Origin of the sequence: Nocardia sp. NPDC023852 (genome assembly GCF_040639505.1) — a bacterium.
Taxonomy (GTDB): domain Bacteria; phylum Actinomycetota; class Actinomycetes; order Mycobacteriales; family Mycobacteriaceae; genus Nocardia.
This window is the reverse complement of sequence record NZ_JBFAAB010000025.1, coordinates 33642-50997: the sequence shown is the minus strand read 5'-3', so window position 1 is coordinate 50997 and position 17356 is coordinate 33642. Positions and strand designations below refer to the sequence as shown.

At 66.7% G+C, this 17356-nt stretch carries 15 protein-coding genes and 1 riboswitch; of the genes, 7 read left to right on the top strand and 8 right to left on the bottom strand.

The window, feature by feature from the left end:
* The first annotated feature begins 199 nt into the window (after positions 1-199).
* From AB0H00_RS26225 to AB0H00_RS26215, 3 genes are read left to right on the top strand one after another with little or no spacing between them, the layout of a single operon-like run.
* Positions 200-1582 (top strand): hemolysin family protein, encoded by a 1383-nt coding sequence (locus AB0H00_RS26225; RefSeq protein WP_357271293.1) that lies wholly within the window; start codon positions 200-202, stop codon positions 1580-1582.
* Positions 1575-2639: a hemolysin family protein gene (locus AB0H00_RS26220; protein WP_357271290.1), complete on the top strand. Its 1065-nt coding sequence runs from the start codon at positions 1575-1577 to the stop codon at positions 2637-2639. The genes AB0H00_RS26225 and AB0H00_RS26220 overlap by 8 nt, the downstream gene beginning before the upstream one ends.
* The gene (locus AB0H00_RS26215; RefSeq protein WP_357271287.1) at positions 2636-3634 is read left to right on the top strand and encodes a 3-methyladenine DNA glycosylase; all 999 of its coding nucleotides are present in this window, start codon (positions 2636-2638) and stop codon (positions 3632-3634) included. Before AB0H00_RS26220 ends, AB0H00_RS26215 begins: the two co-directional genes overlap by 4 nt.
* 105 nt (positions 3635-3739) lie before the next feature.
* Here the strand turns inward: AB0H00_RS26215 and AB0H00_RS26210 are convergent, their stop codons facing one another.
* The 5 genes from AB0H00_RS26210 to AB0H00_RS26190 form a co-directional block, all read right to left on the bottom strand.
* Entirely contained in the window at positions 3740-4498 is a 759-nt protein-coding gene (locus AB0H00_RS26210) for an NAD(P)H-dependent oxidoreductase (RefSeq protein ID WP_357271284.1), read from the bottom strand.
* A 129-nt stretch (positions 4499-4627) separates the two neighbouring features.
* A complete protein-coding gene (locus tag AB0H00_RS26205; protein WP_357271280.1) occupies positions 4628-5200 on the bottom strand; it encodes a hypothetical protein in 573 nt (190 codons plus the stop codon).
* 544 nt (positions 5201-5744) lie between these two features.
* The gene (locus AB0H00_RS26200) at positions 5745-7925 is read right to left on the bottom strand and encodes a malate synthase G (protein ID WP_357271277.1); all 2181 of its coding nucleotides are present in this window, start codon (positions 7923-7925) and stop codon (positions 5745-5747) included.
* 8 nt (positions 7926-7933) lie between these two features.
* Positions 7934-8344 carry a winged helix-turn-helix transcriptional regulator gene (locus AB0H00_RS26195; RefSeq protein WP_357271399.1) on the bottom strand — a complete coding sequence of 137 codons (411 nt, stop codon included), beginning with the start codon at positions 8342-8344 and terminating at the stop codon, positions 7934-7936.
* 108 nt (positions 8345-8452) lie between these two features.
* Positions 8453-9550: an alpha/beta hydrolase gene (locus AB0H00_RS26190; protein WP_357271274.1), complete on the bottom strand. Its 1098-nt coding sequence runs from the start codon at positions 9548-9550 to the stop codon at positions 8453-8455.
* Here AB0H00_RS26190 and AB0H00_RS26185 point away from each other — a divergent pair.
* From AB0H00_RS26185 to AB0H00_RS26170, 4 genes are all read left to right on the top strand, one after another.
* Positions 9543-9728, top strand: coding sequence for a hypothetical protein (locus tag AB0H00_RS26185; RefSeq protein ID WP_357271271.1), 186 nt, complete (start codon positions 9543-9545; stop codon positions 9726-9728). The genes AB0H00_RS26190 and AB0H00_RS26185 overlap by 8 nt on opposite strands.
* Positions 9729-9772: 44 nt before the next feature.
* Complete coding sequence (locus AB0H00_RS26180; RefSeq protein ID WP_357271268.1) at positions 9773-10330, top strand: HNH endonuclease; 558 nt, start codon at positions 9773-9775, stop codon at positions 10328-10330.
* Positions 10331-10358: 28 nt separating this feature from the next.
* Positions 10359-10631 (top strand): WhiB family transcriptional regulator, encoded by a 273-nt coding sequence (locus AB0H00_RS26175; RefSeq protein WP_357271265.1) that lies wholly within the window; start codon positions 10359-10361, stop codon positions 10629-10631.
* Between the two features lie 125 nt (positions 10632-10756).
* Positions 10757-12421 carry a VWA domain-containing protein gene (locus AB0H00_RS26170; protein ID WP_357271262.1) on the top strand — a complete coding sequence of 555 codons (1665 nt, stop codon included), beginning with the start codon at positions 10757-10759 and terminating at the stop codon, positions 12419-12421.
* Between the two features lie 96 nt (positions 12422-12517).
* On the opposite strand, the gene gcvP is transcribed toward AB0H00_RS26170, so the two are convergent.
* From gcvP to AB0H00_RS26155, 3 genes are all read right to left on the bottom strand, one after another.
* On the bottom strand, positions 12518-15340 hold the full coding sequence (gcvP, locus tag AB0H00_RS26165) for an aminomethyl-transferring glycine dehydrogenase (RefSeq protein WP_357271259.1): 2823 nt from the start codon (positions 15338-15340) through the stop codon (positions 12518-12520).
* A gap of 143 nt (positions 15341-15483) precedes the next feature.
* Positions 15484-15583, bottom strand: a riboswitch (glycine riboswitch).
* A 477-nt stretch (positions 15584-16060) separates the two neighbouring features.
* A complete protein-coding gene (locus AB0H00_RS26160; RefSeq protein ID WP_327115458.1) occupies positions 16061-16618 on the bottom strand; it encodes a MerR family transcriptional regulator in 558 nt (185 codons plus the stop codon).
* A gap of 188 nt (positions 16619-16806) precedes the next feature.
* Positions 16807-17280 (bottom strand): bifunctional nuclease family protein, encoded by a 474-nt coding sequence (locus AB0H00_RS26155; protein ID WP_357271256.1) that lies wholly within the window; start codon positions 17278-17280, stop codon positions 16807-16809.
* Positions 17281-17356 lie beyond the last annotated feature (76 nt).

Genomic DNA, 17356 nt, shown 5'->3' with positions numbered 1-17356 from the left:
GGGCCGGTAACATGGTGGTTGCCGGACTCCGGCACCATGGCTCATTCCGCGAAAGGATCCAGTTGTCACCCGCGTCCGAGGGCGCCGCACAGGAGGGCTCCTCTATCGAGCCGGGTGACGAACCCGGCGTCCTCCTCTTCGCAGTAGTCGTCCCATTCCCCACAGGCCGGTTCCCAGCACCGTTCGGATGGTGCTGACGATGTCCGTCGCGCTCACCGCGCTCAGCTTGATCGGGCTCGTCGCTCTCACGGTAGGCACCGCTCTGTTCGTCGCCGCCGAGTTCTCCCTCACCGCACTGGAACGCAGCACCGTCGAAGCCCACGCTCGCACCGGTGACGTGCGCGCGCGGATGGTCCGCAAGGCGCATCGCACGCTGTCGTTCCAGCTGTCCGGCGCACAGCTCGGCATCACCATCACCACGCTGATCACCGGCTACATCGCCGAGCCGGTGCTGGCCAGGCTGCTGAACCCAGTGTTCACCGGGATCGGCCTGAGCGACGCCGCCGCGCACGGCGTCGCGCTCGCGCTCGCGTTGGTGCTGGCTACTTCGCTATCGATGATCTACGGCGAGCTGGTGCCCAAAAACATCGCCATCGCCAAGCCACTGGCCACCGCCCGCACGACGGCCGGCCCGATGATCGGCTTCTCGGTGGTATTCAAGTGGATGATCCATTTCCTCAACGGCACCGCGAACTGGGTGGTCCGCAGGCTCGGCGTGGAACCCGCCGAGGAGTTGCGCTCGGCGCGGTCCCCGCAGGAACTCGGCTCCCTGGTGCGCACGTCCGCGCTACGCGGCGCGCTCGACCAGCGCACAGCCCAGGTGATGGATCGCTCGCTACAGTTCGGCGAGCGCAGCGCCGAGGAGCTGATGACGCCGCGGGTGAAGATCGAGTCACTGGACAAGCTCGACACCATCGCCGATCTCATCGACGCGGCGGGCCGCACCGGCTATTCCCGGTTCCCGGTGATCGACGGTGATCTCGACAACACCTTGGGCTTCGTGCACGTCAAGCAGGCGTTCACACATCCGGCGAACGCGCGCAGGACCATCCCCTTGCGCATGCTCGCCCGCCCGGTGCCGATCGTGCCCGCCAGCCTCGACGGCGACGAAGTACTCGAACGCATCCGGGCCGACGGTATGCAGGTAGCGCTCGTCGTCGACGAGTACGGCGGCACCGCGGGCCTGGTCACCATGGAGGACATCATCGAGGAGATCCTCGGCGACGTCCGCGACGAGCACGACGAGGAGGAGCGCGATGTGCGGCGTGTCTCCGACGGCTGGGACTGCTCAGGCCTGCTGCGCATCGACGAGGTATCCCGAGCTACCGGATACGACGCCCCCGAAGGCGAGTACGAGACCCTCGGCGGTCTCGTACTGACCAGGCTGGGCCGCATCCCCGTGGCGGGCGACGAAATCGTGCTACCGAATCCCCGCTCACAGCAGTGGTCGTCGGCGGACACTCCTCGCACAGGCGGCTGGGTCGCCCGGGTCGAGCGGATGGACGGGCGGCGCATCGACCGGGTGCGCCTGATCCCTGTCGCCGCCGACGCCCTCGCCACCAGGGAGCACAGCCATGGGTGACCTGTTCGGCGTGCTGCTCACCGTCGTGCTGCTCGGCGGCAACGCCTTCTTCGTCGCGGCCGAGTTCGCACTCATCTCCGCGCGCCGCGACCGGCTGGAAGCGCTGGCGGCGCAAGGCAAACGGAACGCGACCACGGTGATCCGTGCGGGCGAGAACCTTTCGATGATGCTCGCGGCGGCCCAGCTGGGCATCACGATCTGCTCGATCCTGCTCGGCCGCGTCGGCGAGCCCGCCATCGCGCATCTGCTCGAGGGCCCCTTCGAGCTGCTCGGCCTACCCGAGCAGCTGTTGCACCCGGTGGCGTTCACGCTCGCGCTCACCATCGTGGTCATCCTGCACATCCTGTTCGGCGAGATGATCCCGAAGAATATCGCGCTGGCCGGGCCGGAACGCTGTGCGCTGCTGCTGGTTCCGGTGCACCTGATGTGGCTGCGGCTGGCCCGCCCGCTCATCGCGCTCTACAATCTCGCCGCCAACCTGTCGCTGCGGCTGCTGCTGATCGAGCCGAAGGACGAGCTGCAAGCCACCGTCTCCTCGGTCGAGCTCGCCGAGATGATCGGCGAGTCACGCTCGGAAGGCCTGCTCGACGAGGAGGAGCACCGCCGCCTCACCCAGGCGCTCGGCACCAGCGACCGGGTAGTCGCCGACGTCATGGTGCCGTTGGATGCGACCCGGTCGATTCCGTTGCGTGGTAACGGGACCACCCTCGGCGACATCGAGTCCGCCGTCGCCGAGACCGGCTTCTCCCGCTACCCGGTTCGGGCGGGCGATGGCTCGCTGGTGGGATACCTGCACGTCAAGGATGTGCTCGACAAGGTCGCCGACGAGAGCGCCGGCCCCGCGACACCGATCCCGCGCACCGACATCCGGCCACTGCCGACCGTCGGCATGGGCACCACGCTCTACGAGGCGTTGGCCCGCCTGCGGCGCACCAACAGCCACCTGGGCCGGGTGGTCGACGAGCGGGGCAACACCTCCGGCGTCGTCGCCTTGGAGGACCTCGTGGAGGAGTTCGTCGGCACCGTCCGGGACGGTACGCACCGGGTGATCGAATGAATACCGGGCGAGTTCCCGCCGCCTCGGCGACGTCGCGACGGGATGTCGGCATAACCGTACTGCCGGCGGCGCGCTGGCGGGCGAGCGCTGCCGCCCACCGGACCCGGCTCGACGAGCTGGTCGGGCCATACTTCGAACAGCGGGCGCAGGGTTCGTCGCATCCGGTGATCGACTTCTTGTTCACCTATTACGGTCACAAACCCGCCCACTTGCGGCGTTGGCATCCGGGTTACGGCGTCGCGCTGGCGGATGCCGCCGAGTACGAAGGCTTTCGCGGGTATCGCAATATGACGGTCGAACCCGCTACCGGAAGCGACGGCGCGGCACACGCATCACCCTGCGGTGTTTTCGACAACGTCTGCACGGCCGACCCCGCCTATCTGGCCAAGCGCCGCGACACCGTCGAGTTCGTCGCGAACCTGCTGCGCGCTACCGCCTCCCGGCCCGCACAGCTGTCCTGCTTCGGTCTGCACGAGTGGGCGATGGTGTATCGCACCGACGACATCCGCCACCAGAAGGTGCCGCTGCGGCTGGGGCGAGCAGGCACCGACGCTGTGGTCGAGTCGATGTCGTTGCGCTGCACACATTACGATGCCTATCGCTTCTTCACCCCGGAGGCGGTGGACCGGAATGCCGAGCCGCTGACGCGCGCCGACCAGGTGCTCCGCGAACAGCCGGGGTGCCTGCACGCCAACATGGACCTGTACAAGTGGGGCTTCAAGCTGGTCCCGCTGATCTCCTCCGAACTGCTGCTGGACTTTTTCGAATCGGCCTGCGCTGCCCGCGTACTCGACATGCGCGCCAGCCCCTACGATCTGTCCGAGTACGGCTATGAGCCGGTGCGCATCGAGACACCGGCGGGGCGCGCCGAGTACGTCCGCGCACAATCGGCGCTGGCCGATCGCGCGGCCGAGTTGCGCCGGATCTTCCTCGGCGTATGCGACGGACTTCTCGCGCAGCACTCCGCCTCGGCCACCGTTCGCTCGGCCGGGTGAAAGAGAGCGCTCGCTCGATGATCCACCAGCAGGGGCAGGAAAACGGAGCTGATGGGCATAGGCTCACCCAGCGCGGGACGCGGCTGTCCTGACCGGCACGCGCCGTCAGGACGCCGCGTGCAAACCGAACCCGCTCGCGCCCTTCGCTTCCCGGCCGGGCTCGAGGCGCAGGCTCCGGTCGTAGTCGCCACCGCCCTGTGGGCGGTAGCGGATCGGTTCCAGCTTCGCCAGATTCGACATTCGCTGCCTGAGGTCGTCGGCGACCTCGTCGAAACGCTCCGAGCCGAGCCGAATGGTGTCGTACACGAGGAACGGCGGCAGCACGTCCATGCCCGGATAGTAGAGAATGCCATGGTGAATCGGGAACAGCAGGTCGTCGACCGGCCCGTTGACGCCGCGATCGGAGTACGACGGCTCCCTGCCACCGATACTGACCACCAGCATGGCACGCCGGCCCGCCAGCACGCCCGCCCCATACCTCGGCAGCGCATTCCCCCCGGCGCCGTAGGCGAACCCGCAGGTGAAAACCCGATCGACCCAGCCCTTCATGATCGCGGGCATGCTGAACCACCACAGCGGGAAATGCAGGAGGACGGTGTCGGCCCAGAGCAGGTTCTCCTGCTCGGCACGGATGTCGGTGCTCAGCGTCCCGTTATGATAGGCGGCACCTGAGGCCAGCATGAAGTTGGTCTCCTCGACCACACCGAAATCGTCGGGGTCGGCGTGGGCTTTCCAGCCCATGGCGTACAGATCCGTTATCCGTACCTGGTGCCCGTCGGCCCGCAACTGTTGCACTGCCACGTCTTTCAGCGCACCGGTGAGTGAGTCCGGCTTCGGGTGGGCGTACACGACCAGTACGTTCATTCCGGCTTCCGTCACATTTCGGCGCAACGCCACTCGCGACGAAGTAATTCCCGCGAGTCTCCGACCTGCACGATCACCCATGCAGCCACAGCGAAATCACTCGACGAGGTCGTCGGCGACCAGTGCCTGTCAATGGTGCTCCACGAATCGGTACCAGTGCCCCTCGAACGTCTCGTACTCGACGCCGTTGGTGGCGGGCGGGCCGATGTGGGGTGGGGTCGTGGTGTCGCTGAAGTAGGCGAACCCGCCCGAGCTCGATTCGTGTGCTTGGGTGTAGAACAGGCAGCCACCGTCACGGGAAGTGATGTAGGTGATCGTGTAGATGCCGAGACGGGTGCGGTGGCCGGGATTGGCGCAGTCGGCGGCGTGGTCTTCGAGAATCGGGCGAGAGAGCCGCCAGCCGGTGGCTTCGGGTATGTCGAACCAAACCAGCGCTACCAGTACGCCGAGCAGCAGAGGCGACACGAGACTGTGGAAGAAGGCGCGGTAGCGGAGCAGGCCCAGCAGCCCGAACAGCAGGGCGATCGCGCCGAGCACTCCGAGGACGAACCACAGCACGACGATGGTCGGGAGCGTCCCCTCGGCCGCCAGCTGCCAGAACAGCGCTGAACAGGACACCGCGACAAGGGCGGCCAAGAGCCCCATCCAGAGGACGAACCAACGAGGAATACGCGCCCGTGCACGGGGTCTGGTGGTGCTCACCTGATCAAGATACGAGCGTCGCGGGCTTCGCGGGCGTTATCGAGGACGAAATCGCCCGACCTGCTGGCGGTCACGATGCTGTGGACACCCGCAGACGGGACGTTCAGAGGAGGGAAGCCCGCGCAACCTGTGTACACCCACTCCGCAAGCCACCGAGCGCTGCATGATCAGGCCGACTATGTCGGCGCCGCGCTAACCCTTCGAACTTTTCTGACGATCCGAGGATCACTTGCCGTCGCCGCGTAACCCGCAATCGTAGAAGCACACGTTTCGGTCCGGCACCGGCCTCGGACACAAAAATCCCCCGGCCAGTAATCTGACCAGGGGATTCGACTACGAAATCCATCGCTTACAGCGGCGGGAACCCCGCCGACCCGGTAGCCATCCAATTCCAGAACATCGCGGACCGGTTGACCAGCAATGCCACGATGTCGAGCACAACGCTTCCCATAAATCTTCCTCACAAATCGACGATCTCTGTGCGCCCCAAGGGTAACGGATTGATAAAGGGGAGTCGAAGCTCGTCGCGGTGCGGAAAGCGCGATTACACGGAGGCCAGCGCCTTCGCCTCACGGCGGCGACGGTGCAGGATCGGTTCGGTGTAGCCGTTGGGCTGCCTGGTGCCCTCCAGGATCAGTTCCTTGGCGGCCTGGAAGGCGATGCTTCCCGCGAAGTCCGGCGCCATGGCCCGGTAGTTCCGGTCGCCGGCGTTCTGCCGGTCCACAACCGGGGCCATCCGCTCCAGGCTGGCCACCACCTCATCGGCGGTGACGATGCCGTGGCGCAGCCAGTTGGCCATCAGCTGGCTCGAAATACGAAGGGTCGCACGGTCTTCCATGAGCGCGACATCCTTGATGTCGGGCACCTTGGAGCAGCCGACGCCCTGATCGATCCAGCGCACCACGTAGCCCAGGATGGATTGCGAGTTGTTGTCCAGCTCTTGGCGCTTCTCCTCGTCGGTCCAGTTCGGCTGGGCGGCCAGCGGGATCTCCAAAATTTCCTCGACGGTGGCGCGGCGGCCGCCTTTGACGATCTCCTGCTGTCGCTGGAACACGTCGACCAGGTGGTAGTGCGTTGCGTGCAGAGTGGCAGCGGTCGGCGAGGGGACCCACGCGGTGTTGGCGCCCGCACGCGGGTGGCCGATCTTCTGCGCGAGCATGTCGGCCATCAGGTCCGGCATGGCCCACATTCCCTTGCCGATCTGTGCCTTGCCCGGCAGGCCCGCGGCCAGACCGGTGTCGACGTTCCAATCCTCGTAGGACAGAATCCACTGTTGAGACTTCATGTCCGCCTTGCGGACCATCGGGCCGGCCTCCATGGACGTGTGGATCTCGTCGCCGGTGCGGTCGAGGAAGCCGGTATTGATGAACACGACGCGCTCTGCGGCCGCCTGGATACAGGCCTTCAGGTTCACCGTGGTGCGGCGCTCCTCGTCCATAATGCCGACCTTGAGCGTGTTGCGATCCAGTCCGATCACGTCCTCGATCCGGCCGAACAACTCGTTGGTGAACGCGACCTCGTCCGGGCCGTGCATCTTCGGCTTCACGATGTAGACCGAGCCGGTCCGGCTGTTCTTCAGCTCGGTGTCGCCGTTCAGACTGTGCTTGGCGACCAGCGAGGTGATCAGGCCATCCATGATGCCTTCGGGCACCTCGTTGCCCTCCGCGTCGATGATCGCGTCGGAGGTCATCAGGTGACCGACGTTGCGCACGAACAACAGCGAACGGCCGTGCAGCACGAGCTCCCCCCCGTCCAGCGCGGTGTACACGCGGTCGGGGTTCATGGTGCGGGTGAAGGTCTTCTGGCCCTTGCTGACCTTCTCCGCCAGGTCGCCCTTCATCAGGCCGAGCCAATTGTGGTAACAGAGCACCTTGTCCTCGGCGTCCACCGCGGCGACCGAGTCCTCGAAGTCCATGATCGTGGTGACCGCGGACTCCAGCACGACGTCCTTGATGCCCGCGCTGTCGGTGCTGCCGATCGGCGAGGCCGGGTCGATCTGGATCTCGATGTGCAGACCGTTGTGCTTCAGCAGGACCGAACTCGGGGACTCGGGATCACCGAGGTAGCCGACCAGTTGCGAGGCGTCGGCGAGGCCGATGCTGGTGCCGTCCTCCAAGCCGACCTCCAGCTCGCCGTCGACGATCTTGTACGACGTCGAGCCGATGTGCGAGCCGGTGATCAGGGTGACCGAGTCGTCGAGGAAGTTGCGCGCCCACTCGATGACCTTGTCGCCGCGCACTTTGTTGTAGCCGCTGCCCTTCTCCGCGCCGTTCGCCTCGGAGATGGCGTCGGTGCCATAGAGCGCGTCGTAGAGCGAGCCCCAACGCGCGTTCGCGGCGTTGATCGCGAAGCGGGCGTTCATCACCGGCACCACGAGCTGCGGTCCAGCGGTAGTGGCGATCTCGTCGTCCACGTTCTGCGTGGCGATCTGGAATTCGGCGGGCTCGGCACGCAGGTAGCCGATGTCGGTCAGGAAACTCTTGTAGGCGGCTTTGTCGTAGTTCGCGCCGGGGTGCTCCGCGTGCCAGGCGTCGACCTTGCCCTGGATCTCGTCGCGCTCGGCCAGCAGGGCGCGGTTGCGCGGCGCAAGATCGTTGATGATCTGCTCGGCGCCGGCCCAGAACGCGGCGGAATCCACGCCGGTCCCGGGGAGCGCCTCGTTCTCGATGAACTCGTGGAGAACGCTGGCCACCTGGAGCCCGCCGACCTGAATCCGCTCTGTCATCTACTGCCTCACTTCTGAGAAAGTCGGGTGGGAAAAGACGCAACCATGTTACCCGTGGGTAGTGATGCCACCGTGCGTTGGGTCGACACGCCGTCTGCCCATCCTGGTCCGCCATGCCGGTCGTGAGTGGGTCCAGCACTCGACGGTTCGCAGAGGCGTCGGAGTTCGGGGCACCAGGGCAAGTGCCACGCGCAGGCGTTGATCGTGACTGCGACCCCGGCGCCTTGCGGATCGGTCCCACCCGCCGTGCCGCCCTGGGTCAAGACGCAGCAGGTATTCGCTGCCCATCTTGTCCTTGAGCCCGCCCGCTCGAACTGGCGCAGGCGCTTGGCGAGCACGCTGCGCGACAGGTCGGGTGGGCCGCGGGCAAGGTCGTTGAACCGGGTGGCGCCGAGCGGTAGATCGCGCAGGATCAGCAATTTCTCTCCGCTTTTCAAGCAGACTCGCCGATTTGCCGTGGCTTTTCAGCCGTCGGCGGGTCAGCCCGGATGGGTCAGGTGAGAGGGGATCCATCCGATAGCCCGCGCTCATGCCCGCTCGCCCGGTCTCAGCTCTTCAAGCTCCTGCCGGAGGATAGATCCGAGCTGTTGAGGATGCGTATACCAGAAGTCGTGCGGAGCACCAGGAATCATTCGCAGTTTCGCGTCGGGCGCTGCTGCGACAAGTTGTTCCACAGGCCAGACGGGACGGATGTCCAAGCCGCCATGCACGGCACGAAGTGGAATCGGCAAGTGTGCGATGTCATACCAGAGGGTTGAGCGAGGGACATACTCCTTGTAATCGGCGTTGGCCACGGCGCTGCACTCAGCGTTCCAGGTATACGTCCCTGGCGGCACCTCTCGATCGTGGCCCGCGCTCCTGTCGTTGTCGTACGCGGCGTGCCAGGAGCGGTCGTTCTGTATGCCGGTTCCGGCAAGATACAGCACCGCTCGGGTTCGATCCGGCCGCCGGAGTGCGTAAGCCAGGGCAAGAAAAGCCCCGTGGGAGTGGCCTCCGACTACCCACCGCTCGAGACCGAACTGGTCGAGGAGTGCGTCGAAGTCGTCCAAGGTTGTTTCGAGGTCGTATCGCCCGTCGTGGTCGGACCGACCACAGCCGCGCGGCTCGACTCGGTAGACGCGGAAACCACTGAGTTGCTGAGCAACCGGGGCCAAATAGTCGCTGCATCCACCACCGCCTGGAATCAGCAGAACTGGGGGACCAGTTCCGGTCGCTGCGAATCCCAGATTTGCTCCCTTCACAGCGATCGTGCGAAATTCACCCATTCCCTCAACCGTACTTTCCCCCAAGGCATGTCGAGAGCTTTGACCAGCTTGTCTGCACTTTTGCAGGCCGCGGAGCCGACGGTGTCGGTTCTGGACGTCGGCTCCGGCGCTGGAGACCTCATATTTGGTTGTCGAGGACGTGTTCGTGCCCGACGCGGCGGTATCGCTGACCCGCCCCGCGGACGCTTGGCCGCCAATACCGAACACGGTGATCGGTGCGGCGATGCCGCTGGTAATGGCGGAGGCAGCCGTGGACGTCAGGCAGCTGCGACGCACTTGGGTGGGACGTGAACCGACCACCGGAAAATGACCCGACAACGGCGGGTGTGGTGTGTCACCATGTGATTCGACGATGACCACCGGATCGAGGCTGGTCGCCGAGCAGTGGAGAGGAGGGGCGGCAGTGATTCCGGAGAAAACGAATCGGGTGGATCCCGACACGATGCTGCGGTTATCGACCGCGGGCGACGCGTTCGGCACGCAGCTGTGCGTAGTGCACGGCGAACCGGACGACAGCCGCCTCCCGGCTGTCTGCTGACGCCGGCGCACCTCTCCCTTCTCTCGCTCGATATCGCACGAAACATGGTGATTCCCATGCTCTTCCGCCGTGCCACCGATCAGGTGGTATTGACCGCCGCCAACTGGATACACACCGGAGTGCTGGTCCTGAACGCCTCCTACGAGGCGCTCGACGAGATCAGTGCCGACCGGGCAGTCGTGCTGCTCATCGCCGGAGCGGCGGAGACGGTCACGGACCGCGAACCACACTTCCCGATTCGGTCTCGGCGCGTGGAACTCGCTCTGCCGGAGATGATTCGGCTGCTGCGCTATGTGTACATCGAACACGCCGCGCGGGTGCACGACGAGAGCCGAGCGACGCTCGCCGGTGTGCTGCGCCGGGACAATCACCGGTGCGGCTACTGCGCGAGCTGGGCCCACACCGTGGACCATATCCGGCCGCGCTCGAGAGGCGGTCCGAACATTTGGAGCAACCTGGTGGCTTGCTGCGCGCCATGCAACACGGCCAAGGCCGACCGCACCCCGGAGGAGGCGGGCATGCGCCTGCTCTGGGAACCGAAGGCGCCCAACCACCGCGCCAAGCAGCAACGGCGGATCTGGAAGCAACTCGCCGCCACATGACCACGATCCGAGAAAGGAGAAGATCGCGATGACGCACACCGAAACCGCCACCGTCGTGGAGTTGACCCTGGCCGACCTGCTCCCCCTCTCGGATTCCCGAGAGTGGCACCGGGCAGCCTGCCGCGGCGACCCGAACCACGAAGCCTGGTTCCCATACCCCTCCCAGGACTTCGACTATGCGCGCGAAGTCTGTGCGGTTTGCCCGATCCAGGACGCGTGCGGTGCCTTCGCCGCACGCACCGGACAGTCCGGTGTCTGGGGCGGGCACGAGTTCGACCGTGGACGCGTAACCCGCCAGTGACAATCCGCCGTCACGCCCCGCCAGGCGCGACGGCGGAACATCGCATGCGATACGCACCGTCCGCCGCGGCACAGGTGGGGAACCTCGCCGATCCGGGCAACCGCGGGTGACCATACACTGAGCTCGTGGGCACTCATCGCAGCGGAACCAGGTCCCGGGGCGTCAGCAAAGGTCCGGTTATCGCAGTGGTCGCTGTGGCGCTCCTCGTCGCACTCGTCGTCGGCTGGTTTCAACTGCGGGATCGGGCGGCCGATCAGGACATCGCGGCGGCAGCCGAGTGTGTGGAGGGGCCGGCGACGCTCTATGTGACGGCCGATCCGGACATCGCGTCGCAGGTGCGGGCCGTCGCCGACAGCTACAACGCGACCAAGCCGCGGGTACGCGACCACTGCGCGCAGGTCGAGGTGACAGCACAGCCGTCCTCGGCGATCGTCGCCGCGTTCACCGGCGGCAAAGCGTGGGACCGGGCGCTCGGCCCGCAGCCTGCGCTGTGGATCGCCGATTCGACCCGCTCGATCGAGTCGATGCGGGTGCCCGGGCTGATCGAAGGCACTCCGGTGTCGGTAGCCGGGAGTCCGATCGTGCTCGCGGTGCCGGAGGATCTGCGCAGCGCGCTGGAGCAGGCCCAGCTCGGCTGGGCGGATCTGCCACGCCTGCAACAAGGTTCACTCGGCGAGCTCGGACTGTCCGGCTGGGGCGGTCTGCGCATGGCGTTGCCCTCGGATGACGCCACGCTCGCCGCGGCGACCGCGGTCGGCACCGCGGTGTCGGGCGCCGACCCGCTCAACGCGGAGGCCGCTCAGTCCGGTCAGGTCATCGCCGCGGTCTCGGGGCTCGCCGCCGGCGCTCCTGCGGCACCCGACACCGCGGCCGCGCTCTCCATACTCACGGGTACGCGGGACGCGCCGATTCACGCGGTGGCTGCTACTGAACAGCAACTGAAAGCGCGACCTGGGCTCGCCGCGTTCCGCCCCACCGGGTCCGCGCCGATGGCAGATTATCCGGCCGCGCTGATGTCCGGGCCATGGGTGGACAAAACGCAGAATCTTATCGCCGGACGCTTCATCGACTACCTGCGTGCCCCGAGTCAGGCGCAGAACTTCCTTGCGGCAGGATTCACCACCGCACCGCAGTCCGCGGCCGCTGCCCCGCCACGTGCTGCCCTCGACAAGCTGCGGGCCACCCTCGCGAATCCCGTTCTCGGCGTGCGGTCCACGGTCCTGGTCGACGTATCGTCCTCCATGGCCACCGCCGAGGGCGGCACTACGCGGTTGGCGAATGTTCTTGCCGCCTTGAACTCCACGATGACCGTCATGCCACCCGATTTCGGCCTGGGCGTATGGACCTTCGGCAAGAATCTCGACGGCACCGCCCCGTACCAGGTGCAGGCTGCCACGGCGCCGCTCACCGCCGATCAGCGCACAAAGATCAGCACCGCCCTGAATTCCGTGCGCCCCAGTGAGATTCGGTCCGACCAGGCCTACCCGTCGCTGATCGCCGCGTACAAGAGCGCCCTCGCCGGGTATACACCGGGCCACACCAACTCGGTGCTGCTGATCACCGATGGACCCGACGACGACTCGACGGTCACCGGCAACAAGCTGGCAGCCGACATCGCCGCCGCGATCGACCGCGCCCACCCGGTCCGGATCGACGTCATTGCCCTCGGCAGCGGCACCCAGACCCTCCAAGGCCTGGCGCAGCAGACCGGCGGCACCTACACCCGCCTGGCCACGTCCGACGACATCAGCTTCGGCTCCGCCGTCGTTCAGGCCCTTACCACGCCGTAGCCGATTCCCGGTCGGCTACACGGCCGGACCGATGAAATATCCGACAACGCCATACCGGCCCTGCCCATCGAACGATCCGGCACCGGCGCATGCGTGTCAGTCGGCGTAAGTCTCCAGCGGCGGGCATGAACACACCAAGTTCCGGTCGCCATAAGCCCCGTCGACCCGGCGTACCGGCGGCCACACCTTGCCTCTGGCGTGCGCGCGGCCGCGGGGATAGACGGCGAGCTCCCGGCTGTAGGGATGCTTCCACTCCGCCACCAGCGACGCCGCGGTGTGCGGCGCGCCGCGCAGCGGATTGTCGGTCACCGGCCACACTCCCGCGGCGACCTGGTCGATCTCGGCCCGGATGGCGATCATCGCCTCGATGAAATCGTCCAGCTCGGCGAGGTTCTCGCTCTCTGTCGGCTCTACCATGAGGGTGCCCGCCACCGGGAAGCTCATGGTCGGCGCGTGAAAACCGTAGTCTGTCAGGCGTTTGGCCACGTCGTCGACGGTGACGCCGCTCTGCTTGGTGATCTCGCGCAGGTCGAGGATGCATTCGTGCGCGACCATGCCATGCTCACCGGTGTAGAGCACCGGGAAGTACTCGTCCAGCATGCGAGCGATGTAGTTCGCCGAGGCGATCGCCGACAGCGACGCCCTGCGCAGGCCGTCGGCGCCCATCATGCGGATATAAGCCCAGGTGATCGGCAGAATCGAGGCCGAGCCGTACTTCGCCGCCGACACCGCGTGCGAGCCTGACTGCAGCGGATCGCCGGGCAGATACCGCGCCAGGTGTGCGCGCACCGCGACCGGGCCGACACCGGGACCGCCACCACCGTGCGGGATGCAGAACGTCTTGTGCAGGTTGAGGTGGCTGACATCGCCGCCGAACCGGCCCGGACGAGCAAGGCCGACCAGAGCGTTCAGGTTCGCGCCGTCCACGTAGACCTGGCCGCCCGCGTCGTGCACGAGCGCGCACAGCTCCGCGACCTCATGCTCGTACACCCCGTGCGTGGACGGGTAGGTGATCATGATGCAGGCCAGCCGGTCGGCGTGGTCGGCGATCTTGGCGCGCAGGTCGTCCAGATCGACATCCCCATTGTCGCGGCACCTCACCACCTCGACGCGCAGCCCGGCCATGGCCGCCGATGCCGCGTTTGTGCCGTGCGCGCTGGACGGGATGAGGCAGGTGTCGCGGTGCGGGTCACCGCGGTCCAGGTGGTAGCGGCGGATGGCCAGCAGCCCGGCGTACTCTCCCTGACTGCCCGCATTCGGCTGCAGGCTCACCGAGTCGTAGCCGGTGATATCCGACAACCAGTTCTCCAGGTCCGATATCACCCGCAGGAGTCCGGTCGCGTCCTCGACTGGCGCGTACGGGTGCAGACGGGCAAAGCCGGGCCAGGTGATGGCCTCCATCTCCGCGGTGGCGTTGAGCTTCATGGTGCACGAGCCGAGCGGAATCATGCTTCGGTCCAACGCGATGTCCTTGTCGGACAGCGACCGCAGATAGCGGAGCATAGCCGTCTCGGTGTGGTACTTCGTGAACGCGGGATGCGTCAGGAACTCCGAGGTGCGGGTCTCGATCGCGGCGATCGGGGCAGCCGCGCCCTGCTCGGACGACAGCGCGGTCCCGAACGATTCGAGCACGGCCGCGACGTGCGCGTCGGTAGTTGCCTCGTCGCAGGCGATGCCGACGCGGTCGGCGTCCACGAGGCGCAGGTTGATGCCGCGCGATTTCGCCTTCGCCACCACGGCTTCCGCTCCCCCGGGCACAAATGCGAGCACGGTGTCGAAGAAGGTGTCGTACACGACGGCGCCGTCCAGCCCCGCCGCGATCGACGCAGCGTGCCCGTGCACCCTGCGGGCGATGGCGCGCAGACCCTCGGCGCCGTGGTAGCTGGCGTACATCGCGGCCACGATGGCCAGCAGCACTTGCGCGGTACAGATGTTGGACGTCGCCTTTTCTCGGCGAATGTGCTGCTCACGGGTCTGCAGCGCGAGACGGTAGGCGATGTCGCCGTCTGCGTCCACCGAAACGCCGACCAGGCGACCGGGCAGCTGACGAGCCTGCGCCTTGCGCACCGCGAGATACCCGGCGTGCGGACCACCGAAGCCGAGCGGAACACCGAAACGCTGGGTGGTGCCGAAGCACACGTCGGCGCCTTGCTCGCCGGGCGGCGTGATGAGCGTCATCGCCAGCAGGTCGGCGCCCACCGCGACCAACGCACCGCGCTCGTGTGCCGCGGTGATGACGCGGGTCCAGTCCACGACGCGACCGGAGGCGCCGGGCGTCTGCGCCAGCACGCCGAAGAACTCGCCGTCGGGCAGATCGCCAGTGGACAGATCCGACTCGACGATCTCGAGGCCGAGCGGCTCGGCCCTGGTGAACAACACGGTCCTGGTCTGCGGGAACAGATCGGTGTCGATGACCAGGCGCGAGGACTTGGACTTGCTCGCTCGGCGCAGCAGCGTCATCGCTTCGGCGGCGGCGGTGGCCTCGTCCAGCATGGACGCGTTGGCGACGTCCATTCCGGTCAGCTCGGACACCATGGTCTGGAAGTTGATGAGCGCCTCGAGTCTGCCCTGGCTGATCTCGGGCTGATACGGGGTGTAAGCGGTGTACCAGGCGGGGTTCTCCAGCAGGTTGCGTACCAGCACCGGCGGGGTCAGCGTGTCGTAGTAGCCGAGCCCGATCATCGAGCTCGCCACAGTGTTCGCCTGCGCGAGCCCGGCGAGCTCGGCCAGCACCTCGTGCTCGGTGGCCGCCGCGGGCAGTCCGGTCAGGCCGGTGCTGTCCCGGATGCCGGCGGGCAGCGCCTTGGCAGCCAGTTCGTCGAGCGACAGCACGCCGACGATGTCGAGAATCCGGGCGAGTTCGTCTCGGTCGGGTCCGATGTGGCGGTCGGCGAATGAGCGAGTCACGGCAGCTCCCAAGGTCGGGCGGGGTTCATCGGTGGTCGGTGGGTACCGGACCTCCCCCTCTGTCGTGGCGCCTGAGAGATTCGGGTGGCGCGGACGGTGCCGAGCCCCTTTCCCCATGGGCGGGCAGCTCGAAGCCACCACTTTCCAGAGGCGCCGAAGCCCGCACGGTCCTTGCTGCCTGAGAGATTGACGGGGAGGTGCTGCTCCTTCGGCGCCCGGACTCATGTCGAGCCGGGACTCTCCCGCACGGCGGCGACGCATCGGTAGTTTATGCCGACGCCACGCCGAAGCGCGCCGCAGGACCCCGCCCAGCCGTGTCGTTCTCGTCACTCCCGATCGCGCGCGGCCCTGATCGCAGGGCCGTCGCGCAGCCGGATCGCCGCGAGCGACAGTGCCTCCGCCCAGGATCGCCGTGCCGTAGCGCGACGTAGTCCCGGCGGCCGCCTCCCCAGCGCCCGACGCACTGTGCCGTGAGCCGGTCGGCCATCGCGTCGAATCGCGGCAGTTCGAAGACGCCATGCGCCACGGTGCGCGCACCGCGTGGGTTGGACGCGATAGATCGGCACGTTCGCGGTGACGAGCCGCTCGGTCAGCGCCAACTAGTACCCGGGGCCACCACCGGTGGTGTCGAAGAAACCGCCGCCGATCTCCGCGTTGTGCAGCGAAGCGATCAGGGCGGGCGAGTACGGGCGATCGATAGCGCCGTCGCTCCGATCGCGCCGCGGACTGGACCTAGCCCGTCTTGCGATTCATCCGCGCCTTGCGGCGGAAGGACAGCTCGTCCTCGGGGCGTTCGGTGACAGCCGACGCCCGTTCCGCGGGAAAATTGGCGATCGCGCCGGTCAACTCGCGCATGGCACCGCTGACGGCGATCCCGAAGACCCCCTGTCCGCCCTGCAGTAAATCGACGACCTCCTCGGGCGAGGTGCACTCGTAGACCGAGGTGCCGTCGGAGAAGAGCGTGATGCCCGCCAGATCCTGCACGCCACGGCTGCGTAGGTGGTCGACGGCGATGCGGATGTTCTGCAGCGAGATGCCCGCGTCCAGCAGCCGCTTGACGATCTTGAGGACCAGGATGTCCTTGAACGAGTACAGCCGCTGGCTACCCGAACCGGCGGCGCCACGAACGGAGGGCACGACCAAACCGGTGCGCGCCCAGTAGTCGAGTTGCCGGTAGGTGATCCCGGCCACCTGGCACGCGCTGGGGACGCGATAACCGACCAGGTCGTCAGGTACCGAGTCGTCCGGGAACAGGCCTGGCTGTACCACATCCTGCGATTGCTCTGCCACTGACCACTCCCTTGCTTCGCCGACGCATTCACAGCCTCATCGATGACCCGGCTCCGTTGGTGGCCGAACCGGGTCGGATCCGGCCGAAACGGACGTGGCCCCAACTGTCGAGATTACTCCCTTCGATTGTCCAGGGAGCGCCCTCATCGAGCCAAACGCGACGCGCGGTAAAAGTCTCGACCTCTACTTCAGCTGTCGGTCGCCTTGAAGTCGTCCGGTGACACCGACTCGAGAAATTCCTTGAACTTCTCCACCTCGTCCTCGCGCTCGTCCGGCATGACCAGCCCGGCCTCCTCGAGGACAGCCTCCTCGGCATAGATCGGGCAACCCACCCGCAAGGCGATCGCAATCGAATCGGACGGGCGCGCGGAGATCCGCAGATCATTCTCGAAGACCAAGTCCGCGTAGAACGTGCCCTCCTGGAGGTCGACGATTCTGACCTCCTTGAGCGTGTGCCCGAGCTCGGTGATCAGGAGCTTGATCAGATCGTGCGTCAACGGGCGAATCGGTGTCACCCCCTCCTGCTCGAGCACGATCGCCGTCGCTTCGGCCTGCCCGATCCAGATCGGCAGATACCGATCCCCCGCCACCTCGCGGAGCAACAGCACGGGCTGGTTTTGTGGCTGTTCGACACGTATGCCGATCACGCGCATTTCGCTCATCGCACTGCCTCCCATACTCGCCGCCAGCCCGGCATTACCACTGCAGAGCTCGCCGTACCACGAGTCTAAGCGAACC